We start from the raw sequence: 24,058 nt of genomic DNA on the forward strand, positions 1-24,058 counted from the left end.
TATCTGGGACTGACACATTGCAATCGGGGGCAAGCCCCCTCCCACACTGGATTGTGCGCAATCTTGAAAACCGGGTTAGCCGCCGATGATTTTCATGATGGTCGCACCACCGGAGAACGCCACTTCCTGTTTGTCGCCCAGGGCCTTCATCAGCAAGCCTTGCAAGGCCGGCAGCGCCTGGTGGCGCGGTTTATCCAGCAGGTCGCCGACATAGTGACGATTGCTCGACGACAGGCAGCCATGCAACCAACCGGTGGACGACAGCCGCAACCGTGAACAGGTGCGGCAGAACGGCACGCTTTCGTTGGCGATCACCCCAAAGAAACCCTTGCCCGGCACTTCGTAGCGCACCGCCGTGGCGTCCACGGGAGCGTTGGCTTGCAGGTATTCGTGGTGTTCGCCGATCAGGCTCAGCAGTTGCTGAAGGCTGACGAATTGCTGCAGGAAGGCATTGGAGTCCTTGGCCAGGTGGCCCATTCGCATCAGTTCGATAAAGCGCAGCTCGTAGCCCCGTTCCAGGCAATAGTCGAGCAGCGGCATCACCTGATCGAGGTTCTGGCCGCGCAACGGCACCATATTCACCTTGATCTTGATCCCGGCCGCGCGCGCCTGATCCATGCCATCGAGCACCGTGGCCAGGTCGCCGCCACGGGCGATGCTGCGGAAGGCCTCGGCGTTCAGCGTGTCGAGGGACACGTTGATGCGCCGAATGCCGGCGTCCACCAGCAGCGGCAGTTTGCGCGCCAGCAGTTGGCCGTTGGTGGTCAGGCTGATCTCACTGAGGCCCATCCCGCCCACGGCGCCCATGAAGGCTTCCAGCTTGGGGCTGACCAACGGCTCACCACCGGTGATGCGCAGGCGCTCGATACCGGCGGCTTCGATCAGGTAAGCCACGCCACGGGCCATGGCCTCGGCCGAGAGTTCGTCCTGGGCAGCCACCAGCCGCTTGCCGTTAGGCACGCAATAGGTACACGCGTAATTGCAGGCTGAGGTCAGGCTGATCCGCAAATTGCGAAAACGCCTGCCTTGACGATCAACGATCATGGATCACTCCGGCAGAGGATAATTCAGACGCAGCAAAAGCCGACTCATAAATCAGCTTTTAGCAATAGCCTTACCTGAGTATATTCCTGGGTTACTGCACCTGGCAGCAAATCATTACGCGGCAGGCGTGCCAGCAGGTGCAGCGTCAACGGGTGGCAGCTCGCTGCTGTGCTTGCGCTTGTTGCCCATACGCACGCCGATGTCCATCAGGAACTGGAAGAAACCTTCCTGATCTTCCAATACATTGCTCCAGAACGGCGAGTGGTACAGCGCCACTGCGCCATGCACCAACGCCCAGGCGGCGCAGTAGTGGAAGTACGGCGGCACGTCTTCCAGCTTGCCTTCGCTGATGCGGCCCTTGATCAGCAGGGTCAGGCGTTCGAAGTTCGAGGCGCGGATCTTGTGCAACTCCTCGACCATTTCCGGCACCTGATGGCCCTTGACCACCTTCTCTTCCAGGCGGTCGAACAGGCGGTAGCGCTGCGGGTCACGCATGCGGAACTCGAAGTAGGCCCGCGACAGGGCCTCCTTGTCCTTGTCCACATCGGCCGAATGCAGCAGCTCGTTCAGGTCGCGCTCGTAGTCGAGCATCAGGCGCAGGTAGATCTCGGCCTTGGACTTGAAGTGCTTGTAGATGGTGCCTTTGCCGATACCTACGGCATCCGCGATCATCTCGACGGTAACGCTGTCTTCACCTTGTTCGAGGAACAACTTGAGGGCGGTGTCGAGAATTTCCTGCTCGCGGCGGCGAAACTCACGGACCTTACGGGGTTCTTTTTGCATGAGGAAAAGGTCTGCAGAGGTCGGTATAGGGAGGGTTGCGCAGGGCCAAGGAGACGTGGCGATACGATTTACCCGGTACGAGGGATTATCCCGACTGAACGGTCGTTGGGCAACGCTTATGTGAACCGCTCACACACATTACTTTCAGCATGCCGACGAATTCATGGCGTTCAGTCAGAAATAATACGTGACGTCTACGCCTGTACATCCGCTCAATGAGAACTCAAGCGAAGCGCGCGTATTCCAAATCTGTTTAAAAAACGACCAGACGCGACTGGACTGAATCGGATACTGATCAATACTTCAACTGTCGGCGCGACATCTCCCCCAAGTGAAGCGTCGACCTGGGTACCGACGGACTGCGTGCCCTTGTTTTACTCCTAATGGTCTTAACCCGGATTCCCCCCCCAGAACCCGGGTTTTTTTTGCCTCGGATTTGGTCGCGTCAACCCGCGACGTGCGCCAGCGGGAACAGGCGCTTGAAGTTCTCGGTGGTCTGTTCGGCAAAGCGTTCGTAGGACTCACCGCGTAGCATCGCCAGGTAATCCGCCACGTCACGCACATACTCCGGCAGGTTCGGCTTGCCGCGATGGGGAATCGGCGCCAGGTACGGCGAGTCGGTTTCCACCAGCAGCCGGTCGGCCGGCACTTGTCGCGCCACGTCACGCAGGGCGTCGGCATTGCGAAAGGTGACGATGCCCGACAGGGAAATATAGAACCCCAGGTCGAGGGCCGCCTTGGCCATGTCCCAGTCTTCGGTGAAGCAATGCAGCACGCCGGCCTGGGGCAATGCGGCTTCGCGCAGCAGGCTCAGGGTGTCGGCGCGGGCGCCGCGGGTGTGGACGATGACCGGTTTGCCGGTCTGCTCGGCGGCGTGCAGGTGCAGGCGGAACGACGCTTGCTGCAATAGCGCGGCTTCGGGCTCGTAGTGATAGTCCAGGCCGGTTTCACCAATCGCCACCACCCGTGGGTGGTTGAGTTCGCCGAGCAACCAGTCGAGGGCCGGAGCTTCGCCAGGCTTGAGGTCCAGCGGGTGGATACCCACCGAGCAATCCACGTCCGCGTAGCGATCCGCGAGGGCTTTGACGTCGGCCGCATTGTCGGCGCTGACGCCGATGCACAGGAAGTGCCCGACCCCACGCTGGCGGGCCGCTTCCAGGGCGGCGTCGAGGGAACCGCCGTGTTGGGCGAGGTCGAGGCGATCAAGGTGGCAATGGGAATCTACGAGCATAGGAAATGACAACTTCAATCACGGGAAGGGTCTGGCCGACGATACACCCGTCGGCCACGGAAATTAACGCCGGCCGAGCAAACCGACCCACTGCACCAGCAGCGCTTCGAGCAACAGCACGCGGTTGAGGTTGGCCTTGCCGAGGACCTTCTGGCGCTGGGCGAGAATCCAGTCCTGGATATTCAGCACCTTGTCCTGTGCGCTTTTCTGCGCGAGGTATTGCACGACCTTGCGCATGTCCGGCAGGCCCAGGCCATTTTCATCCTGGGTCAACTGGTAGCGCAGGATCAGGCTCGACCAGTCGCAGAACCAGTCGAACAGCAGCAGCAAGGGGATGTCCTTCCAGGCGGTTTCCGCCAACTGGGTGGCGGACAACTCCTGCTTGAGCAGCTTTTTCACCCCGTCCACCACCAGTGCGCGTTGCTCGCGCACGCCCTGGGCCTGCAGCTTCACGGCGGCCAGGGGGGAACCGGCGGCCAGGGTCAGCAACTCGACGCGTTCGGCTTCGGAACAGTCCGGCAAAGCCTGTTCCAGCCATTGCAGGCTCATCGCCTCGCTGGGCAATGGGCACGCCTGCTGCACGCAACGGCTGCGAATGGTCGGCAACAAGCGGCTGGACTGGTGGCTCACCAGCAACAGCACGGTATCGCCGGAAGGTTCTTCGAGGCTTTTGAGCAAGGCGTTGGCCGCGTTGATGTTCATCGCCTCCACCGGCTCGATCAGTACGACCTTGCGCCCGCCCATCTGCGCGGTTTGCACCACGAAGCTGACGAGGTCACGCACCTGGTCGACCTTGATCGCCTTGTCCGCTTCCTCGGGTTCCAGCAGGTAGTTGTCCGGGTGGCTGCCGGCCTTGAGCAGCAGGCAGGATTTGCACACGCCGCAGGCTTCCAGGTTGACCGGGCGTTGGCACAGCAGGCTGGCCATCAGGCGCTCGGCGAGTGCGCGCTTACCGATACCCGCCGGGCCGTGCAACAAGTAGGCGTGAGCGTGCTGGGCACGCCCCGCCAATTGCTGCCAGAGACTGTCCTGCCAAGGGTAGGCTTCAGCCACGGGCGCGCTCCAGCAATGTGGGTAGCAGCGCATCGATGGCCTGCTGCACCTGGGCCAGCGGCTGCGCGGCGTCCAACAGGTAGTAACGCGCCGGCTCGGCCTTGGCCCGGGCGAGGAATGCGCTGCGCACGGCGTTGAAAAACGCCTGGCCTTCCAGTTCGAAGCGATCCAGGCGGCCGCGCGCACTGGCACGGGCCAGGCCGACTTCCACCGGCAGGTCGAACACCAGGGTCAGGTCGGGGCGCAAATCGCCCTGGACGAAGGTCTCCAGGGTGGCGATGCGCGCCTGGGACAGGCCACGGCCACCGCCTTGGTAGGCATAGGTGGAATCGGTGAAGCGGTCACAAATCACCACGGCGCCGCGGGCCAGCGCCGGGCGAATCACTTCGGCCAGGTGCTGGGCGCGTGCGGCGAACACCAGCAGCAGCTCGGTGTCCGGGTTCATCTGTTCTTCACCTGGGGCCAGCAGCACTTCACGGATGCGCTCGGCCAACGGCGTACCGCCGGGCTCGCGGGTCAGCACCACCTCGACGCCCGCAGCGCGCAAACGCTCGGCCAGGTAATCGCGGTTGGTGCTTTTGCCGGCGCCTTCCGGGCCTTCCAGGGTAATAAACAAGCCAGTCACAGGCAGTCCTTAGTCAGAGTCATTGCGGGCTTAGCGGTGCGGCGGCGTCCGGCGCAGGCTCGGCGGGGGCGTCGGGGGCATCGTTCGTCGGCGCGGGGTCTTCCAACGGCTTCACCTGCGGCGCCGGGCTGGAACGGTAATCGGCGCGACGCTTGAGCTGGAACTCACGCACCGCGGCATTATGTGCATCCAGGTCGTCCGAGAAAATATGACTGCCATCGCCCCGGGCAACGAAATACAGGCTGCTGCCCGGCACCGGGTTCAGCGCCGCATGAATCGCCTCGCGGCCGACCATCGCGATGGGTGTCGGCGGGAGCCCGGCAACCATGTAGGTGTTGTAGGGGTTGGCTTCCTTGAGATGGGCGCGCGTCAGCTTACCGTTGTAGCGCTCGCCCAGGCCGTAGATCACCGTCGGATCGGTCTGCAGCAGCATGCCGATCTTCATGCGACGCACGAATACCCCGGCGATCTGCCCCCGCTCCTCCGGCACACCGGTCTCTTTCTCCACCAGGGAGGCCATGATCAGCGCTTGGTAGGGGTCGGTGTACGGCGCGTCGGCGGCGCGTTTGCTCCACTCCTGGGCGAGCACATCGTCCAGGCGGTTGTAGGCTTTCTTGAGGAACTCGACATCCGTCATGCCGCGCACAAAGCGATAGGTATCGGGGAAGAACCGCCCCTCGGGGAAAACCCCTGGGTGGCCGAGCTTGTCCATCACTTCGCTGTCACTCAGGCCGGCAAGGCTCTGCACGATCTTTTCATGCTTGGCCAGCGCCGAGCGTACTTGGCGGAAATTCCAGCCCTCCACCAGGGTCAGGCTGTATTGCACCACTTCGCCACGCTGCCACAGGCCGATCAAGCCTTGGGCGGTGAGGCCGGGAGTGAGGCGGTATTCGCCGCTGTGCAATGGCTGGCCTTCGAGGTTGAACCGCCAGTACAGACGCAACCAGAAGGCGCCGTCGAGCACACCGTCGGCTTCCAGGCGATTGAAAGTGCCGGTCGGCGTGGCTCCGGCGGGGACGTCGAGCAGTTGCTCCTCGGTCAGGTGCAAGGGCTGCTTGAGGGTTGAGTCGAGCTTCCAGGCCGAAAACCCCAACAGCAACGCCGCCGCGAACAGACCGATCAGCAGCAGTAACAACAGTTTTCGTATCAACTCAAATATCCAATAGCGCGCGAACAATGCTCTGCAGTTTACGGGTGAGCGGCCCAACCGACCAGCTCATCGCAGCGCAGCCGCGCACCGGCCAAATGCCATAAACGCTGTTGCAGACAAAAACCTCGTCGGCCGACTGCAACTGCTCAAGGCTGATATCGGCCACGACCACCGGGGTGCCGAGCGCCTGCGCCTGGGCCAGCACCTCGGCACGCATGACGCCGGCCACGCCGCAACGATTCAGATCAGCGGTCAACAACACGCCGTGACGCACCAGGAACAGGTTGCTGAACACGCCTTCGATGACGCGCCCGGACATATCCAGCATCAAACCTTCGGCATGCTCGGTATCTTGCCACTCGGCGCGCGCGATCACTTGTTCGAGGCGATTGAGGTGCTTGAGACCGGCCAGCAGCGGCTGTTCGGACAAACGGGTGGCGCACGGAAACAGGCGGATACCGTCGTTGCCATGGGCCTGGGGATAAGCAGCAGGCGCACTGCCCTGCAGGATACGGCGCACCGGGGCGCCGGGGTTGATGCCATAACCGCGCAGGCTGTCGCCTCGGGTGAGGATCAATTTGAGTACGCCGTCGCCGAGAGCGCTGGCATAAGCGAGCACTTCGCTGCGGACCAATGCCGGGTCCACAACCAATGCCAACCGCCTGCAACCCTCGGCCAGGCGTTGCAGGTGGCGGTCGAGCAACACGGGTTGCCCGGCCTTGACGGCGATGGTTTCGAACAGGCCATCGCCATACGCCAGGCCACGATCTTTCAGGGGCACGCTGTCCGCTGGCTGACCGTCGACCCAGCTGTGCATTACTCGGCGAACCGGCGGAACACCAGGGAGCCGTTGGTGCCACCGAAACCGAACGAGTTGGACAACACCACGTCGATCGGCATCTTCTGCGCTTCATGAGGCACGAAGTTCAGGTCGCAGCCTTCATCCGGCTCATCGAGGTTGATGGTCGGCGGAGCGACCTGATCCCTGATGGCCAGCACGCTGAAGATCGCTTCGACCGCGCCCGCCGCACCCAACAGGTGGCCGGTCATGGACTTGGTGGAGCTGACCGCCAGCTTGTAGGCGTGCTCGCCGAACACCGACTTGATCGCTTCGGCTTCCGCCAGGTCGCCGGTCGCTGTCGAAGTGCCGTGGGCGTTGATGTACTGCACCAGGTCCGGGCTGATCTTCGCATCGCGCAGGGCGTTGGTGATGCAACGCGCAGCACCGGCGCCGTTGGCCGGTGGCGAAGTCATGTGGTAGGCGTCGCCACTCATGCCAAAGCCGATCAGCTCGGCGTAGATCGTCGCGCCACGCGCCTTGGCGTGTTCCAGCTCTTCCAGCACCAGCGCACCGGCGCCGTCGGCCAGGACGAAACCGTCACGGCCCTTGTCCCACGGACGGCTGGCACGAGCCGGCTCGTCGTTGCGGGTCGACAGCGCACGCGACGCGCCGAAGCCGCCCATGCCCAGGCCGCAGGCCGCCATTTCAGCGCCGCCGGCAATCATCACGTCCGCTTCGTCATAGGCGATATTGCGCGCGGCCATGCCGATGCAATGCGTGCCTGTGGTGCAAGCCGTGGCAATGGCGTAGTTAGGTCCCTGTGCTCCCAGATGGATGGACAGGAAACCGGAAATCATATTGATGATCGAACCCGGCACGAAGAACGGTGAAATTCGACGCGGACCGGACTCGTGCAACGTGCGACTGGTTTCTTCGATATTGGTCAAACCGCCAATACCCGAACCCATGGCCACGCCGATGCGTTCACGGTTGGCGTCGGTGACTTCCAGACCAGCGTCACGCACTGCCTGAAAACCGGCTGCCAGGCCGTATTGAATGAACAGGTCGAGTTTGCGGGACTCTTTGATCGAGAGGTATTGCTCGACATTGAACCCCTTTACCGAGCCGCCAAAACGGGTGGAATAGGCAGAAAGGTCCGTGTGTTCGATCAGACCAATACCACTGCGGCCAGCCAGAATGCCCTGCCAACTGCTCGGCACATCCGTGCCCAGTGGCGACAACATACCCATACCGGTGACTACGACGCGTCTACGCGACACAGCACTCTCCTTTTTCTAATGACGACACTTTGCTTCAGAATCACTTTTCATCAGAGCTAAAGAAAAAACCGCACGCCGTTACAGCAGTGCGGTTTTTCCCTGACAGCAAGCGACGACTACAAACTATTACGCCTGGTGGCTGGTAACGTAGTCGATTGCAGCTTGAACGGTAGTGATTTTTTCAGCTTCTTCGTCCGGGATTTCGGTCTCGAATTCCTCTTCCAGAGCCATCACCAGCTCAACGGTGTCAAGGGAGTCGGCACCCAGGTCTTCAACGAAGGAAGCGGTGTTGACCACTTCTTCTTCTTTAACGCCCAGTTGCTCGGCAACGATTTTCTTGACGCGCTCTTCGATGGTGCTCATACCTTGTTTTCACTCCTAATGGACAAATTCAGGCAGCTGGCCAGTGGGTAAGTGTATAGAAAGCCATTTCAGCTTTTCAACTGAAAGGTTCACCCCGTACCCGGTCGGCCACCCGCGTATAAATTAAGTTGCAGCTTTATAACGGATTTTAGACAGCTCGTATGACATTTTTTTGAAGCGATCCGTCACAATTTAACTCATGTACATCCCGCCGTTAACCGGGATTGTAGCCCCAGTCACGTATGCCGCACCGTCGGATGCCAGGAAAGAGACCACATTCGCAATCTCTTGAGCCTGGCCCAGACGGCCCAGCGGAATCTGCGTCAGCAAGGCTTCACGCTGTGCTTCCGGCAGTTCGCGGGTCATATCGGTGTCGATGAACCCAGGGGCCACCGAGTTGACCGTAATCGACCGCGAGCCGACTTCACGCGCCAGTGCGCGGCTGAAACCTTCCAGACCGGCTTTCGCCGCGGCATAGTTTACTTGGCCTGCGTTGCCCATGGCACCCACTACGGAGCCAATATTGATAATTCGCCCCCAACGCGCCTTGGTCATGCCGCGCAAAACGCCCTTGGACAGGCGAAACAGACTGTTCAAGTTGGTGTCGACGACGTCATGCCACTCGTCGTCTTTCATCCGCATCATCAGATTATCGCGGGTGATACCGGCATTATTCACCAGAATCGCCGGCGCGCCGAACTGTGCGGTGATCTCGGCCAGTACGGCAGCCACGGACTCATCGCTGGTCACATTCAGCTCAAGGCCGGTGCCCTGCACGCCGTTTTCCTTCAAGGTCGCGGCGATACGCTCGGCGCCCGCGGCGGAAGTGGCGGTGCCGATCACGACGGCGCCCTGACGGCCCAGTTCCAGGGCAATCGCCTGGCCAATGCCACGGCTTGCGCCGGTAACCAGTGCAACTTTACCTTGCAGACTCATGCAGGCTTCTCCTAAGTTCGGGGTTCAGGCCAGTGCCGCGCGAGCGGCCGCAAAGGCATCCGGGGTATTGAGGTTGGAGGTCGACACGCCGTCGGCGCAGCGCTTGTTCAGGCCGGCCAGGACTTTGCCCGGGCCGCACTCGACCAACTCGGTGGCGCCGTTGGCGGCCAGGGTCTGCACCGATTCAACCCAGCGCACCGGCTTGTAGAGTTGTTCCAGCAGGTCGCGCTTGAGGGTGTCGAGATCCGCGGCAACCGCCGCGCTGACGTTCTGCACCAGCGGGATCTGCGGCGCCTGCCAGTTGATGGCGGCGATGGACTCGGCAAAACGCTCGGCCGCCGGGCGCATCAGCTCGCAGTGCGACGGCACGCTCACCGGCAACGGCAAGGCACGCTTGGCGCCACGGGCCTTGCAGCCTTCGATGGCGCGCTCAACGGCGGCCTTGGCACCGGCAATCACCACCTGGCCCGGCGAGTTGAAGTTCACCGCGCTGACCACTTCGCCCTGGGCCGCTTCGGCACAGGCGGCGATCACCACCGCATCATCCAGGCCGAGAATGGCGGCCATGCCACCCTGCCCGGCCGGAACCGCTTCCTGCATCAACTGGCCACGACGCTCGACCAGCTTGACCGCTTCAGCGAGGGTCAGGCTGCCCGCGGCGACCAGGGCACTGTATTCGCCCAGGCTGTGACCGGCGACGAACGCCGGACGCGCGCCGCCTTCCGCCAGCCACAAGCGCCACAGGGCGATCGAAGCGGTGAGGATGGCCGGCTGGGTTTTATCGGTTTGATTGAGTTGCTCTTCCGGCCCCTGCTGGGTCAGCGCCCACAGGTCGTAACCCAGGGCATCGGAAGCTTCCTTGAAGGTTTCCAGGATCAGCGGATATTGCGCGCCCAGCTCGGCCAACATGCCGAGGGACTGCGAACCCTGCCCAGGAAAGACGAATGCGAGGGATGTAGACATGTAACAAGCCCCTAATGATCTGGTCGTCGGATATAGGCGCTCCTACGATGGGAGCGCACGAAACTGACAGATTGGATGGTCAATTGAACCGGCCGGTCACATTTAAGCATTCCCGGGCCGATTCGCCTAAGGCAACAGATCTTCCAGGCGGCCGTGCAAGCGTCGCGGCAGATTTTCCTGGATCTCGATCAACGCCCGTGCAATCGCACTCTGAAAGCCTTCCACCCCCGCCGAGCCATGGCTTTTCACCACGATGCCCTGCAAGCCGAGAAAGCTTGCGCCATTATGCCGCGCCGGGGCCAAGTCCTCCTGCAGGCGGCGCATCAGCGGCAACGCCAGGGCGCCGACCAGGCGTGTCGCCAGGTTGCGCTTGAACAAGGCCTCGATCCGCGTGGCAATCATGGTCGCCAGGCCTTCGCTGGATTTAAGCAGGATATTGCCGACAAACCCGTCGCACACCACCACATCCGCCTCGCCGCGATACAAACCGTCGCCTTCGACAAAGCCGATGTAGTTCAACCCCCGCGCGCCTTGCAGCAAAGCGGCGGCGAGCTTGACCTGCTGGTTGCCCTTGATGTCTTCGATGCCGATATTCAGCAAGGCCACGCGCGGACGAGCCACACCCAACGCCTCGGCAGCCACCGAGCCCATCACGGCGAACTGGAACAGATGCTCGGCACTGCAATCGACATTCGCGCCCAGGTCGAGCAACTGGCAATAGCCTGTCTGCGTCGGTATCGCCGCGACTATCGCCGGCCGGTCGATCCCCGGCAAGGTCTTGAGCACATGCCGCGACAACGCCATCAGCGCGCCCGTATTGCCGGCACTGACACAGGCTTGCACCTTGCCATCACGCAACAACTCAAGGGCGACCCGCATTGAAGAGTCGGGCTTGCCACGCAGGGCTACCGCCGGTTTTTCATCCATGCCGATGGCTTCGCTGGCGGGCGTAATCGTCAGGCGCGCGCGATCCACCGCCGGATGGCTGGCAATCAGTTCTTCAAGAAGGGAAGGTTGACCGACGAGGGTCAGGTGCAGCGAGGGCGTAGCAGACAGGCTGGCAATACAAGCCTGAACAATGCTGCGGGGACCGAAGTCCCCGCCCATTGCGTCAATCGCGATGACTTGAGCAGACAAGTGATTACTCGTCAGCGCCCTTGTCGATCACTTTACGGCCACGGTATACGCCTTCTGGCGATACGTGGTGACGCAGGTGAATTTCACCGGTGGTTTTTTCTACAGACAGAGTGCTTGCCGTCAGGGCGTCGTGCGAACGACGCATGTCACGGGCAGAGCGGGATTTTTTGTTCTGCTGAACAGCCATAATTGATTAACTCCTAAACGTTTGGGTCACGCTTTAACTGCGCCAATACACTGAACGGGTTGGACCGCGTTACCTCGTCCTCGCTCGGTTCGGACTCGTCATCGAGGCCCGCCGGCTGCTGGCATTCTTCCGGATGATGAGCAGGCACAATGGGCAAGGCGAGCAAAAGCTCCTCCTCGATCAGTGCATGCAGATCCAAAGGATCTTCGCCCAGTTCCAGCACGTCATAACCTTTCGGCAACGACTGGGTATTCGCACCCTCCTTTACCACAGCGTAACTGCATTCGCTGTGAATCGGCAGGGTGACCAGCTCAAGACAACGCTGGCAAACCATTTTGACCTCGGTGTCGATAAAGCTGTGAATAACCACAGATTTACGTTCATCTCGTTCAAAAACGAATTTGGCCTGCACCGTACCGACAGTGTCGGAAAGCGGGTCGCAGAGTCTCTCCAAATCGGCCAGCAGCAATTCACCTTGAAGGGAAGTGCCACGATCAGCCAATTTGCGCGGGTCAACGTGAGGTGGAATCGGGTCATTCAACATAGGCGCAGCATTATAGGGATGCCCCCAGCCATGTCAAAGGAAATTCAGCCCTGTGCGTCAGCCGGTCGTCCCGCTAGAATCCCCGGTCGCCCTGAGGAGACGCCCATGCTGCCTTTATTACTCGCATCCAGCTCGGTCTATCGCCGGGAATTGCTGAGCCGCCTGCACTTACCGTTCATCTGCAGCTCGCCGGATATCGATGAAAGCCACCGCGCAAATGAGTCAGCCGTCGAACTGGTCAAGCGCCTGGCCGAAGAGAAAGCCCGCGCCCTCGCCGCCCGCCATCCAGGGCACCTGATCATCGGCTCCGATCAGGTCGCCGCACTCGAAGGCCGGATCATCGGCAAACCCCACACCTTCGAGAACGCCCGCGAGCAACTGCTGGCGGCCAGCGGCAAGCGTGTCAGCTTCCTCACCGGGCTGGCGCTGCTGAACAGCGAGACCGGGCACTGCCAGGTCGACTGCGTGCCGTTCACCGTACACATGCGCGTGCTGGACGCGGAGCGGGTCGAGCGCTACCTGCGGGTCGAGCAGCCCTATGACTGCGCGGGCAGTTTCAAGGCCGAAGGGCTGGGCGTGAGCCTGTTTCAAAGCACCGAAGGCCCGGATGCGACCAGCCTTGTCGGCTTACCGCTGATTCGCCTAGTGGATATGCTGCTGGCCGAGGGCGTGCAAATCCCTTAAACCAGCGCAAAACCAAATGTGGGAGGGGGCTTGCTCCCGATTGCGGCGGGTCAGCTACAGATAAGCTGGCTGATCCACTGCTATCGGGAGCAAGCTCCCTCCCACATTTATCTACGCAGACCTTGGGATCTCAGCGCAGGGTCGGGCCCTGGAAGCCCATGTACAAGGCCAACTTCTCCGCCACGCTGGCGCCGAGCTTCTTGGAGAAACGGTCAAACGGCGACTCCTGAACGGTGAAGTCCACCAGTTCCTTTTCACCAATCACGTCCCGCGCCACCGAACTGGCACTGCCCAGACCATCGATCAAGCCCAGCGGCAAGGCCTGCTCGCCAGACCAGACCAGCCCGGAGAACAGCTCCGGATGGTCCTTGTCCTTCAAACGATCACCGCGCCCTTGCTTGACGCTGGCAATGAACTGGCGATGAGTGGTGTCGAGCACGCTCTGCCAGAACTGGGTTTCATCGGCCTTTTGCGGCTGGAACGGGTCGAGGAACGCCTTATGCTCGCCCGAGGTGTAGGTGCGACGCTCCACACCGAGCTTCTCCATGGTGCCGACAAAGCCGTAACCGGCCGCCGTGACGCCAATGGAACCCACCAGGCTGGCCTTGTCGGCGTAGATCTGGTCAGCGGCACTGGCGATGTAATACGCACCCGAGGCGCCCAGGTCGGAGATCACCGCGTACAGCTTGATCTGCGGATGCAGCGCGCGCAGGCGGCGAATTTCGTCATACACGTAGCCCGATTGCACCGGGCTGCCGCCTGGGCTGTTGATGCGCAGGATCACGCCCTTGACCTTGGGGTCTTCGAACGCGGTGCGCAGACTGGTGACGATATTGTCGGCGCTGGCGGACTCCTTGTCGGCAATCACCCCGCGCACTTCGATCAAGGCGGTATAGCTGGAGCCACGGGTCGCGGTTTTTTCCATGTCCACCAGCGGGCTGAACAGCACCAGCATGCCGAGCAGGTAAACAAAGGTCAGCAGCTTGAAGAAAATCCCCCAGCGCCGCGAACGACGCTGCTCTTGCACGCTGGCCAGAAGGGTCTTCTCCAGCAGCTTCCAACTCTTGTCGTCACTGCTGTCGGCCTTTTCGGGCGCTTTCCACTCATCACTCATGCCATCTACCCCAGCAAAGACTCAGTGGGCCCGGCTGAGCCAGGCCTGCAATTCAGAAAAATGATCGATCGTCAGCCTGGGCTCGTATGCCTGCAGCACCTCGGCAGCCTGTGCACCGTAGCTGACCGCCACGCTGTCCATGCCGGCATTGCGCGCCATCATCAGGTCGAAGGACGCGTCGCCGACCATCAACGCCTGGCGTGGCGACACGCCGCAATGGGCGAGGATCTGCTCAAGCATCAGCGGATGGGGCTTGCTGGCGGTTTCGTCCGCTGCGCGGGTAACGTCGAAATAGTCTTCCCAGCCGTGGGCCTTGAGCACCCGGTCCAGGCCGCGGCGGGCCTTGCCGGTGGCGACCGCCAGCTGATAACCCTCGGCGCGGAACGCTTCCAGGGACTGCACCACGCCATCAAACAGCGGCGAAGGCTCGGCCTCCAGCGCAATGTAGTGATCGGCATAATGCTCGCGGAACGCGACCAATTCAGCGTCAGCGATGTGCGGGTACAAGGTGCGAATCGCCTCAGGCAACCCCAGGCCGATAATGCCCTTGACCGCCAGATCGCTACACAGCTCGAAGCCAGAACGCGTCGAGGCCATGTGCATGGCCTCGACGATACGGCCAATGGAGTTGGCCAGCGTGCCGTCCCAATCGAAAATCAGCAGTTTGTAGTCAAGGTGCGGCACTCAAACGCTCCACGGTCTTGGCCCACATCTCATCGACCGGCGCCTGCAATTTCAATTCGCCACCATCGGGCAGCGGTACGGTGAGCATGTAGGCGTGTAGGAACAGGCGTTTGCCGCCCAGGTCGCGAATCTCCTTGGAGAACGCCTCGTCGCCATACTTGGTGTCACCGGCAATGCAGTGGCCCGCATGCAGGGTGTGCACGCGAATCTGGTGAGTGCGCCCGGTGACCGGCTTGGCCTCGACCAGGGTGGCGAAGTCGCCGAAGCGGCGCAGCACCTTGAACAGGGTCAGGGCTTCTTTGCCCTCCTCGTCCACTTCGACCATGCGCTCGCCGGAGCGCAGGTTGCTCTTCTGCAACGGCGCGCGCACGCTCTTGATCGAGCTGGCCCAGTTGCCGCGCACCAGCGCCATGTAGCGCTTGTCCACGCCATCGCCGCGCAGGGCGGTGTGCAGGTGGCGCAACATGCTGCGCTTCTTGGCGATCATGAGCAGGCCGGAGGTGTCGCGGTCGAGGCGATGGACCAGCTCCAGCTCCTTGGCATCCGGACGCAACTGACGAAAGGCTTCGATCACGCCGAAACTCAGGCCGCTGCCGCCGTGAACCGCAATGCCGCAGGGCTTGTTGATCACGATCAGCTTGCTGTCTTCGTAGACAATCGACGCTTCAAGGCGCTGCAACAGACCCTGGGCCAGCGGCACAGGTTCGTCGCGCTCAGGCACGCGCACCGGCGGCACCCGGACGATATCGCCCGCCTGCAGCTTGTACTCGGGCTTGATGCGACCCTTGTTCACGCGCACTTCGCCTTTACGCAAAATGCGGTAGATCAAGGTCTTGGGCACGCCTTTGAGCCTGGCCAGGAGAAAATTGTCGATGCGTTGGCCGGCATATTCCGGCGAGACCTCGAGCAGCTGGACGCTGGGGGTCTGGGGGGCGGTAGTCGTCATGTCGGCGATGATAACAATTTTTTATGGAATTGAAGCACTTAATCATTACTGCTATAGTCGCGAACGCCGCCAAAAGCGGCCTGGACAGAGGACTTGCGGCAAATTGCCGGCCCTGACCTTCGCAATTCATCAGGACGCGAGGCCGTCCTACGGGGCTTTCGTTACCTTGGAAAGCCCGAGATTGTAACAAGCGCAGGTGACATGAGGCCTGAAGCGAGTGCAGAAAGCAGAGTGAATACTCGCATTTTGCGCCGATATTTACGGCCAGTTCACAAAGTGCAGTCAGTCTTGGGACACACCATGGCGAATGCTTCGGAAACAACGCCTGTTAAGAGCCGAGTGAGAGCGCAATCGCCCACACTTGGTCTTGTTTAGCCATGAGCGTGGACTCCCCATTGGAGAACACGGTAAATGCCAACCCGCTGCGGATTCTGCGCGCGGCAGCACCCGAATTATCAGGGATACGTGTAGGGTGGAGATGCACAACCGTCGGACCGTGTAGCACTAGGCTTATATATAGACGCTTCATCTCGTCCACAGTCGCCGGTTGATTCCTCCTCCTGACCTTAGCTTTTGTTGAAGTGGTGCCTTTGTCACCACCGCTAACAAGCAGGACGCGTCCGTCGCGATACCAGCCCAATTCGCCGGTTATTGCTGGACACTGGAGTGGCCAACCACTCTTGACGCACCTGACACCGACCGTGAGAAGTCGTGTGTGCCGAACGCCGTTTCCGGCAGCCCGGAAACCGACGGTACAACATGAAAAGAATGCTGATTAACGCAACTCAACCCGAAGAGTTGCGTGTTGCGCTGGTAGATGGCCAACGCCTTTACGACCTGGACATCGAGTCCGGCGCACGCGAGCAGAAGAAGGCCAACATCTATAAAGGCCGTATTACTCGCATCGAACCAAGCCTTGAGGCTGCCTTTGTCGATTTCGGCTCCGAGCGCCACGGCTTCCTGCCCCTCAAAGAAATCTCCCGCGAATACTTCAAGAAAGCCCCCGAAGGCCGCGTGAACATCAAGGACGTCCTGAGCGAAGGCCAGGAAGTCATCGTCCAGGTCGAAAAAGAAGAACGTGGCAACAAGGGCGCCGCCCTGACCACCTTCATCAGCCTGGCCGGTCGTTACCTCGTACTGATGCCGAACAACCCGCGTGCCGGCGGCATTTCCCGTCGCATCGAAGGCGAAGAACGCAACGAACTGCGTGAAGCGCTGAACGGCCTGGTCGCTCCAGCCGACATGGGCCTGATCGTCCGCACTGCCGGCCTGGGCCGCAGCAGCGAAGAAATGCAGTGGGACCTCGACTACCTGCTGCAACTGTGGACCGCCATCAAAGAAGCGTCCCTGGATCGTTCCGCGCCGTTCCTGATCTACCAGGAAAGCAACGTGATCATCCGCGCCATCCGCGATTACCTGCGCCAGGACATCGGCGAAGTGCTGATCGACAGCGTCGAAGCCCAGGACGAAGCCCTGACCTTCATCCGCCAGGTGATGCCGCAGTACGCCAGCAAGATCAAGCTGTACGAAGACAGCGTTCCGCTGTTCAACCGTTTCCAGATCGAAAGCCAGATCGAGACCGCCTTCCAGCGCGTGGTCGAACTGCCTTCCGGCGGCTCCATCGTGATCGACCCGACCGAAGCCCTGGTGTCCATCGACATCAACTCGGCGCGCGCCACGAAAGGTAGCGACATCGAAGAAACCGCCCTGCAGACCAACCTGGAAGCGGCTGAAGAAATCGCCCGCCAGCTGCGCCTGCGTGATATCGGCGGCCTGATCGTGATCGACTTCATCGACATGACCCCCGCCAAGAACCAGCGCGCCGTGGAAGAGAAAGTCCGCGAATGCCTGGAAGCTGACCGTGCCCGCGTGCAAGTCGGCCGCATCTCGCGCTTCGGCCTGCTGGAAATGTCCCGTCAGCGCCTGCGTCCGTCCCTGGGCGAGAGCAGCGGCATTGTCTGCCCGCGTTGCAACGGCACCGGCATCATCCGTGACGTTGAATCGCTGTCCCTGGCGATCCTGCGCCTGATCGAAGAAGAAGCCCTGAAAGACCGCACCGCCGAAGTCCGCGCACAAGTGCCGATCCCGGTTGCCGCGTTCCTGCTCAACGAAAAACGCAACTCGATCACCAAGATCGAACTGCGCACCCGTGCCCGTATCGTCATCCTGCCGAACGATCATCTCGAAACGCCGCACTTCGAAGTGCAGCGCCTGCGTGATGACAGCCCGGAAGCCCACAGCGGCCAGTCCAGCTACGAAATCGCCGCTGCCGCTGCCGAAGTGGAAGAAGTCCAGCCAGCCGCTGCGACCCGCACCCTGGTTCGCCAGGAAGCCGCCGTGAAGACCGCTCCGGCGCGTGCCAACGCACCGGTTCCGGTTGAAGTGGCTGCCCCGGTTGCAGCCCCGGCCGCCCTGCCTGAGCCAAGCCTGTTCAAGGGCCTGGTGAAATCGCTGGTCAGCCTGTTCGCCAGCAAGGAAGAGCCTGCGGCACCGGTGGTGGTCGAAAAACCTGCCACCGAGCGTCCGGCGCGTAACGAAGAGCGTCGCAACGGTCGCCAGCAGAGCCGTAACCGCAACGGTCGCCGTGACGAAGAGCGCAAGCCGCGCGAAGAACGGGCCCCGCGTGAAGAGCGCGCACCCCGTGAAGAGCGTGCGCCTCGCGAAGCCCGTGAAGAGACCCCGGTCGTAGCCCGCGAAGAACGCGCACCGCGCGAAGAGCGCGCACCACGCCCACCACGCGCACCGCGTGAAGATCGCAAGCCGCGTGGCGAGCGTGAAGAACGTGTGCGTGAACTGCGCGAGCCGCTGGACGCTGCGCCAGCCGTTGCCGTTGCCGCCGCTGCTGTTGCCGCCACTACCGAGGAAGAACGCCCGGCTCGCCCGCCGCGTGAAGAGCGTGCGCCACGTGAAGAGCGTCAACCGCGCCCACCGCGTGAAGAACGTCAACCACGTACCGAGCAGGCGGCTGCCGCCAGCGAAGAAGAAGTGCTGACCGGCGAAGAGCAACTGCAGGAAGACGGCCAGGACAACGCCGAAGGCGATCGTCCGCGCCGCCGCTCCCGTGGCCAGCGTCGTCGCAGCAACCGTCGCGAGCGTCAACGTGACGCCAACGGCAATGTGATCGAAGGTTCGGAAGAAGCCGGCGAGAACGCAGAAGCCGCTACCAGCGAATCAACCAGCACCGAACTGGCTGCCGGCCTGGCCGTTACCGCCGCTGTTGCCAGCTCGGTCATCAGCGCACCTGCCGAAGCCCAGGCTCACGAGCAGGCTGAACGCGCCACTGCCGCCGTCGAAGAAACCGTTGCGGTAGAAGCGCCAGTCGCCGAGACCCCAGTGGTTGAAGCACCGGTCGTAGAAGCAACCACCCCGATCGAAGCCCCCGCGGCTCCGGAAGTGGAAGTTGCGCCGGTTCGCGAAGCCCAGCCGCAAGAAGAAGTGGCTGCCGCCGAGCCTGCCCCGGTGGTTGAGCCACAGCCAGTGGTTGAAGCTGTTGTAGAAGCTCCGGTCGTCGAAGCCGCCGCCCCGGCCGTGCGTGAAGTTCGCGAAGAACAGACCGCCTTCCAGTGGACTGCCGAACCTGCCGCCCCGGTTGAAGCGCCTGCCCCCGTGGTAGAAGCCGCATCGGCCCCGGTTGCCGAAGTGGTTGAAGCCGCTCCGGTAGTGGTTGCCGAGCCTGCGCCCGTGGTTGAAGCGCCCGTGGTTGCCGAAGCCCCCGCCCCGGTGGTTGAAGCCGCACCGGCCAGCGCCCTGACCGAAAACGGCCGTGCGCCGAACGACCCACGTGAAGTGCGCCGTCGTCGCAAGGAAGCCGAAGCGGCCGCCGCTGCTGCCGCTGCCGCACCGGCTGTCGCCGAAGTGGTCGAGCACGCTGCCCCTATCGTCGACGAGACCCCGCGTTCCGTTGAAGAAGTGGCAGAGCACCACCCAAAGGCCCTGGAAGAAGAGCACGAGCCTAAACCCCTCGTCTGATTCCATCAGCCACTGAAAAGCCCCGCCTGATCACTCAGGCGGGGCTTTTTTATGCCAACAAATTCTGAAAACACCAAAGATTCAATGTGAGAGGGGGCTTGCCCCCGATGGCGGAGGGACAGGCACAGATGTTGAACCTGTCACTCCGCATTCGGGGGCAAGCCCCCTCCCACATTTCAGAGCGGTTTGAAATCCAACAGATGCGGCAGATCCACATCCCAGAGTACGCCAGGATCGTTTACCTGGATCTCGCGCACCTGCCCCTGGGCAAACAGCGGCTTGGCCCCGCGATCGCCCGTCAACGCCATCAACGCTGGCCCAAACGCTCGTCCAAACGCAACCGGATGCCCATATTGGCCGGCATGCACCGGCACGTTGATGCTGTCCACGTGCTCCAGCACCCGTTCAATGCTGGACGGCAGGATGAACGGCATATCACCCAGCACCACCAGCCAGCCATCACTGGAAGCACTGGCCGCGACCGCTGCCGCAATGCTGTCGCCCATTCCGGCCGAGCACAGCTGCACTACCTCGCAGCCATGGACCTGCGCCAGACGAATGACTTCAAGCCGCTCGGGCGACGTCACCAGCACGCGCTTTAGCGCCCACGCCGGCAAATTCACCAGCACCTGCTCGATCACCGGCCGCACCACTGCGTCCCGGCCGACGCACTCAGCCAGCAATTTATCCCGATCTGCCCCGGCTTCAGCGCGAAAACGACTGCCCTGCCCCGCCGCCAGCACAATCACCGTGACGGTCATTCAACCTGCACCGACAGCGGCTTTTTCTGCAGCGGCACCACGCCATTCTTGATCGCGACAATTTCCGCCAGCAACGACAGCGCGATCTCCGCCGGTGTATGGCTGCCGATATGCAAACCGATCGGCCCATGCAACCGCGCGATCGCCTGCGCAGACAACCCCAGCGCCGCCAGGTTTTCCCGGCGTTTACGCGTGTTGACCCGCGAACCCAGCGCGCCGATATAGAACGCATTGGAGTTCAGTGCCGTCAGCAACGCCATATCGTCCAGGCGCGGGTCGTGGGTCAGGCAGACGATGGCTGTGCGTTCGTCGGTCTGGATGTTCAGCACCGCTTCATCAGGCATGCCGGGCACAAAGCGGCCGTGCGGTTCTTCCCAGCCATACACGAACTCTTCACGCGGGTCGCAGATCAGCACTTCGAAATCCAGCAACCGCGCCATCTGCGCCACGTAGCGGGACAACTGCCCGGCGCCGATCAACAGCAGGCGCCAGCGCGGGCCATAGATGGCGCGCAGGCGCTCGCCGTCGAAGCTCACCACGTCGGTCTTGCTCGCGGGGCTCAAGCTCACGTCGCCGGTGGCCAGGTCCAGCTCCCGAGCGACGATTTCATGGGCGTCACAGCGCGCCAGCAACTCGGCCACCCACTGCCACTCCGTCACGCGCTCTTCGGTCAGGCGCAGGGTGCCGCCGCACGGCAGGCCGAAACGCGCCGCTTCATCGCGTGTCACGCCGTAGGTCACCAACTGCACCGCGGGCCCGTCGTCCGCCAACCGACCATCCTGCAGACGCGCAATCAAGTCGTCTTCAATGCAACCGCCGGACACCGAGCCGATCACCACCCCGTCGCCGCGCAAGGCCAGCATGGCCCCGGGCGGACGCGGCGCGCTGCCCCAGGTCTGGACCACGCTGTACAACACCACCCGCTGCCCCGCGCGGCGCCATTCGAGCACGCTGCGCAGGACATTCAGATCCACACTGTCCATCAAGCCTTCGCCTCCTGCCAGCCTTGCAACTGATAACGCACGGGCAGGTTGCGAATACGCTTGCCGGTGGCGGCAAAGATCGCATTGCACAGCGCCGGCGCAATCGGCGGCACGCCGGGCTCACCGACACCGCCCAACGGCACCTCGCCCTGTGGGGTGACCAGGTGGACCGCGACAACCTTGGGCGCCAGGGACATGCGCGCCACTTCATACATATGGAAGTTGTCCTGCTGGACCTTGCCGTCCTTGAAGCTGATCTCGCCCAATACCGCGTTGCCCAGGCCCATCACGCAGGCGCCTTCGAATTGCGAGCGAATGCGTTCCGGGTTGATCTGCGGGCCGCAGTCCACAGCGATATCCGCCTTGTGGACGATCAGCGTGCCGTCGTCTTTGACTTCCACCTCGATCACCGCCGCCACATAGGTGACGAAACTGTAATGCACCGCCAGCCCCAGGCCTCGCCCCTTGGGTAGCGTGCGCCCCCAGCCGGCGGCTTTGGCGGCGGTTTCGAGGACGCCGCGCAGGCGGGCGGTATCGATCGGGTAGCGCTCCGGGGATTCGCCGTAGTTCCACTCATCGCTCAGGGTTTTCGGATCGATCTGACGGTCCGGCCCAAGCAGTTTGAGTTGGTACTGCAACGGGTCCTGGCCGGCCTTGTGCGCCAGCTCATCGACAAAGCTCTGAATCGCAAAGCCATGCGGGATGTTCGACACCGAGCGGCACCAGCCAACCCGGGTGTGGGCGGCGGCTTCGGGGTTTTCCAGGCGCACGTTGGGAATCGCGTAGGCCATGTTGGTAAAGCCCATGCCCAGCTCGAACGCCGCCTCGTGGTTCATCCCCGGCGCAAACAACGCGGTGATGCTCGGCGCGACGGTGCGGTGCAGCCAGGCGGAAGGCAGGCCGTCCTTGTTCAGGCCGGCCTTGAGGTACTCGGCGGAAACCGTGTGGAAGTAGGAGTTGTGGATGTCATCTTCACGGGTCCACTGCACGCGCACGGCCTTGCCGGGGAACTCCTTGGCGAGGATGGCCGCCTCGACCACGAAGTCCGGCTTGGACTTGCGACCGAAACCGCCGCCCAGCAGCGTGACATTGATCGTCACGTTATCGAAAGGCAGGCCCAGGCGCTCGGCGACGCGCTCACGGGTCACCTGGGGCGCCTGGCTGGGGGCCCAGGCTTCGCACTGGCCCTTGTCGAAACGGGCAACGGCAACCATCGGTTCCATCGGTGACTGGGCCAGATGCGGCAAATAATAAGCGGCGTCCAAAGTGCTGTCGGCCTCGTTCATCGCCTGCTCGAGGGTGCCGGTGTTGCGCACCACTTTGCCCGGTTGCCGCGCGGCCGCTTCCAGTTCCTTGCGGTAATCGATCGAGTTGTAGCCGGCGTTGACGCCGTCATCCCAGACAATCGCCAGCGCTTCGCGGCCCTTGATCGCCGCCCATGTGTTGCTGGCCACCACGGCCACGCCGCCCAGCGGCTGGAACTCCGAGGGCAGAGGCCGGCTTTCGATTTCGAGGACCCTGATCACCCCTGGCACCTTCAACGCCGCACTGGCATCGAAGGATTTGACCTTGCCGCCATACACCGTCGGCCGTGCAATGGTAGCGTAGAGCATGCCGTCGAAATGCACGTCCGCGCCGTAGACCGCGCGACCGTTGACGATATCGGCGCCGTCGATGGCCTTGACGCCCTCTTTGCCGATGTAGCGGAACTCCGACGGCTGCTTGAGGCGCAGCGTGTCGCGCGCCGGCACCGCCAATGCTCCGGCAGCGGCGGCCAGCTCGCCATAGCCCAAGGTGCGACCGCTGGGCTGGTGAACCACCTTATGCAGCTGCGCACGGCACTCGCCCAGCGGCACCTTCCACTGTTCGGCAGCCGCCTGTTCCAGCATCGCGCGCACACTCGCGCCGCAACGCCGCATCGGTTCGAACCAGTGGCGCATGCTGCGCGAGCCATCGGTGTCCTGGTTGCCGTAACGCACTTCGTCAGCCGGCGCCTGCTGGACGCGCACGTGGGCCCAATCGGCGTCCAACTCATCGGCGACTACCAGGCTCAGGCTGGTACGCACGCCCTGGCCCATTTCCGAACGGTTGCAGATCACTGTCACGGTGCCGTCGGTGGCAATGCTGACGTAGACCTTGGGGTCATCGATCAGCCCATGGGGCATGGCATCGCCGCCATACTTCTTGGCGGCATCGGCGGCAAACGCTGCGGGCAGGCCCCAACTGGCGGCGATCACCAGCGCGCCGGTGGCGCCGACGCCCTTGAGGAAACCGCGGCGGCTGAGGTTATCGAGGACGAAATCAGCGGGTAAGCGGTTCATGCCTTGGCCCCCTGCAGGTGTGTCGAGGCCTGGCGGATCGCGGTCTTGATGCGGTTGTAGGTGCCGCAGCGGCAGATATTGCCGACCATCGCCTCCTCGATCTGCTCGTCGCTGGGGTTGGGGTTGGTTTTCAGCAGCGCGGTGGCCGACATGATTTGCCCGCCCTGGCAGTAACCGCACTGGGCCACGGCACTGTCCAGCCAGGCTTGCTGCACGACCTGGCCGATGGGGTCGGTGTGCAGGTTGTCGATGGTGCTCACGGCCTGGCCCTTGACCGCGCCGATCGGAGTGATGCAACTGCGCGCCGGGGCGCCGTCGATATGAATGGTGCACGCGCCGCACAGGCCCATGCCGCAGCCGAATTTGGTGCCGTTGTAACCCGCCACATCGCGAATCGCCCACAACAGCGGCATATCCTCGGTGACGTCCAGTTGATGGTCTTGACCGTTGAGTTTCAGGGTAATCATTGGGCACGCCCGCCTTTTTTTGCATTTAGGGGCGAGCCATCTGCTGCGAAAG

General features: G+C 62.4%; 23 protein-coding genes. 2 read left to right on the top strand and 21 right to left on the bottom strand.

Going from position 1 to position 24,058, the window contains the following annotated elements; genetic code table 11:
- Nucleotides 1-75: 75 nt before the first annotated feature.
- The 14 genes from PverR02_RS23970 to PverR02_RS24035 form a co-directional block, all read right to left on the bottom strand.
- A complete protein-coding gene (locus PverR02_RS23970) occupies nt 76-1,044 on the bottom strand; it encodes a GTP 3',8-cyclase MoaA (RefSeq protein WP_046382373.1) in 969 nt (322 codons plus the stop codon).
- Between the two features lie 114 nt (nt 1,045-1,158).
- On the bottom strand, nt 1,159-1,827 hold the full coding sequence (locus PverR02_RS23975) for a TetR/AcrR family transcriptional regulator (RefSeq protein ID WP_046382372.1): 669 nt from the start codon (nt 1,825-1,827) through the stop codon (nt 1,159-1,161).
- 445 nt (nt 1,828-2,272) lie between these two features.
- Nucleotides 2,273-3,058, bottom strand: coding sequence for a TatD family hydrolase (locus tag PverR02_RS23980; RefSeq protein ID WP_046382371.1), 786 nt, complete (start codon nt 3,056-3,058; stop codon nt 2,273-2,275).
- 63 nt (nt 3,059-3,121) lie between these two features.
- Nucleotides 3,122-4,111, bottom strand: a complete 990-nt coding sequence (locus PverR02_RS23985; protein ID WP_046489299.1) for a DNA polymerase III subunit delta' — start codon at nt 4,109-4,111, stop codon at nt 3,122-3,124.
- Nucleotides 4,104-4,736, bottom strand: a complete 633-nt coding sequence (gene tmk, locus PverR02_RS23990) for a dTMP kinase (RefSeq protein WP_046382369.1) — start codon at nt 4,734-4,736, stop codon at nt 4,104-4,106. The genes PverR02_RS23985 and tmk overlap by 8 nt, the downstream gene beginning before the upstream one ends.
- Nucleotides 4,737-4,755: 19 nt before the next feature.
- Complete coding sequence (mltG, locus tag PverR02_RS23995) at nt 4,756-5,886, bottom strand: endolytic transglycosylase MltG (protein ID WP_079444530.1); 1,131 nt, start codon at nt 5,884-5,886, stop codon at nt 4,756-4,758.
- Nucleotide 5,887: 1 nt separating this feature from the next.
- Nucleotides 5,888-6,703, bottom strand: coding sequence for an aminodeoxychorismate lyase (gene pabC, locus PverR02_RS24000; protein WP_079444531.1), 816 nt, complete (start codon nt 6,701-6,703; stop codon nt 5,888-5,890).
- Nucleotides 6,703-7,947 carry a beta-ketoacyl-ACP synthase II gene (gene fabF / locus PverR02_RS24005; RefSeq protein ID WP_046382366.1) on the bottom strand — a complete coding sequence of 415 codons (1,245 nt, stop codon included), beginning with the start codon at nt 7,945-7,947 and terminating at the stop codon, nt 6,703-6,705. Before fabF ends, pabC begins: the two co-directional genes overlap by 1 nt.
- Before the next feature lie 126 nt (nt 7,948-8,073).
- Nucleotides 8,074-8,310 carry an acyl carrier protein gene (gene acpP / locus PverR02_RS24010; RefSeq protein WP_003175607.1) on the bottom strand — a complete coding sequence of 79 codons (237 nt, stop codon included), beginning with the start codon at nt 8,308-8,310 and terminating at the stop codon, nt 8,074-8,076.
- A 192-nt stretch (nt 8,311-8,502) separates the two neighbouring features.
- Entirely contained in the window at nt 8,503-9,246 is a 744-nt protein-coding gene (gene fabG, locus PverR02_RS24015) for a 3-oxoacyl-ACP reductase FabG (RefSeq protein WP_046382365.1), read from the bottom strand.
- A gap of 24 nt (nt 9,247-9,270) precedes the next feature.
- Nucleotides 9,271-10,209, bottom strand: a complete 939-nt coding sequence (fabD, locus tag PverR02_RS24020; protein WP_046489281.1) for an ACP S-malonyltransferase — start codon at nt 10,207-10,209, stop codon at nt 9,271-9,273.
- 126 nt (nt 10,210-10,335) lie between these two features.
- Nucleotides 10,336-11,346 (bottom strand): phosphate acyltransferase PlsX, encoded by a 1,011-nt coding sequence (gene plsX / locus PverR02_RS24025; RefSeq protein ID WP_079444532.1) that lies wholly within the window; start codon nt 11,344-11,346, stop codon nt 10,336-10,338.
- A gap of 4 nt (nt 11,347-11,350) precedes the next feature.
- Entirely contained in the window at nt 11,351-11,533 is a 183-nt protein-coding gene (gene rpmF / locus PverR02_RS24030; protein ID WP_008152339.1) for a 50S ribosomal protein L32, read from the bottom strand.
- 13 nt (nt 11,534-11,546) lie between these two features.
- A complete protein-coding gene (locus PverR02_RS24035) occupies nt 11,547-12,077 on the bottom strand; it encodes a YceD family protein (protein WP_027607804.1) in 531 nt (176 codons plus the stop codon).
- A gap of 105 nt (nt 12,078-12,182) precedes the next feature.
- Here PverR02_RS24035 and PverR02_RS24040 point away from each other — a divergent pair, with 105 nt between their 5' ends.
- Entirely contained in the window at nt 12,183-12,761 is a 579-nt protein-coding gene (locus PverR02_RS24040; RefSeq protein ID WP_079444533.1) for a Maf family protein, read from the top strand.
- A 130-nt stretch (nt 12,762-12,891) separates the two neighbouring features.
- Here the strand turns inward: PverR02_RS24040 and sppA are convergent, their stop codons facing one another.
- From sppA to rluC, 3 genes are read right to left on the bottom strand one after another with little or no spacing between them, the layout of a single operon-like run.
- Nucleotides 12,892-13,875, bottom strand: coding sequence for a signal peptide peptidase SppA (gene sppA / locus PverR02_RS24045; protein ID WP_046382361.1), 984 nt, complete (start codon nt 13,873-13,875; stop codon nt 12,892-12,894).
- 21 nt (nt 13,876-13,896) lie between these two features.
- Nucleotides 13,897-14,559 carry an HAD-IA family hydrolase gene (locus PverR02_RS24050; RefSeq protein WP_079444534.1) on the bottom strand — a complete coding sequence of 221 codons (663 nt, stop codon included), beginning with the start codon at nt 14,557-14,559 and terminating at the stop codon, nt 13,897-13,899.
- The gene (gene rluC / locus PverR02_RS24055) at nt 14,546-15,505 is read right to left on the bottom strand and encodes a 23S rRNA pseudouridine(955/2504/2580) synthase RluC (RefSeq protein ID WP_046382359.1); all 960 of its coding nucleotides are present in this window, start codon (nt 15,503-15,505) and stop codon (nt 14,546-14,548) included. The genes PverR02_RS24050 and rluC overlap by 14 nt, the downstream gene beginning before the upstream one ends.
- A gap of 768 nt (nt 15,506-16,273) precedes the next feature.
- Between rluC and rne the strand changes: the two genes are divergently transcribed.
- Entirely contained in the window at nt 16,274-19,474 is a 3,201-nt protein-coding gene (gene rne, locus PverR02_RS24065; RefSeq protein WP_079444536.1) for a ribonuclease E, read from the top strand.
- A gap of 176 nt (nt 19,475-19,650) precedes the next feature.
- Here rne and PverR02_RS24070 read toward each other — a convergent pair whose 3' ends face one another.
- The 4 genes from PverR02_RS24070 to PverR02_RS24085 are packed head-to-tail and all read right to left on the bottom strand — an operon-like array spanning nt 19,651 to nt 24,006.
- Nucleotides 19,651-20,235 carry a nucleotidyltransferase family protein gene (locus PverR02_RS24070; RefSeq protein WP_046382357.1) on the bottom strand — a complete coding sequence of 195 codons (585 nt, stop codon included), beginning with the start codon at nt 20,233-20,235 and terminating at the stop codon, nt 19,651-19,653.
- Entirely contained in the window at nt 20,232-21,218 is a 987-nt protein-coding gene (locus PverR02_RS24075) for an XdhC family protein (protein WP_046489265.1), read from the bottom strand. Before PverR02_RS24075 ends, PverR02_RS24070 begins: the two co-directional genes overlap by 4 nt.
- Nucleotides 21,218-23,539, bottom strand: coding sequence for a xanthine dehydrogenase family protein molybdopterin-binding subunit (locus PverR02_RS24080; RefSeq protein ID WP_079444537.1), 2,322 nt, complete (start codon nt 23,537-23,539; stop codon nt 21,218-21,220). The genes PverR02_RS24075 and PverR02_RS24080 overlap by 1 nt, the downstream gene beginning before the upstream one ends.
- Nucleotides 23,536-24,006 carry a (2Fe-2S)-binding protein gene (locus PverR02_RS24085; protein ID WP_046382354.1) on the bottom strand — a complete coding sequence of 157 codons (471 nt, stop codon included), beginning with the start codon at nt 24,004-24,006 and terminating at the stop codon, nt 23,536-23,538. The genes PverR02_RS24080 and PverR02_RS24085 overlap by 4 nt, the downstream gene beginning before the upstream one ends.
- Nucleotides 24,007-24,058 lie beyond the last annotated feature (52 nt).

The sequence above is a fragment of the Pseudomonas veronii genome, from assembly GCF_002028325.1.
Classification (GTDB): domain Bacteria; phylum Pseudomonadota; class Gammaproteobacteria; order Pseudomonadales; family Pseudomonadaceae; genus Aquipseudomonas; species Aquipseudomonas veronii.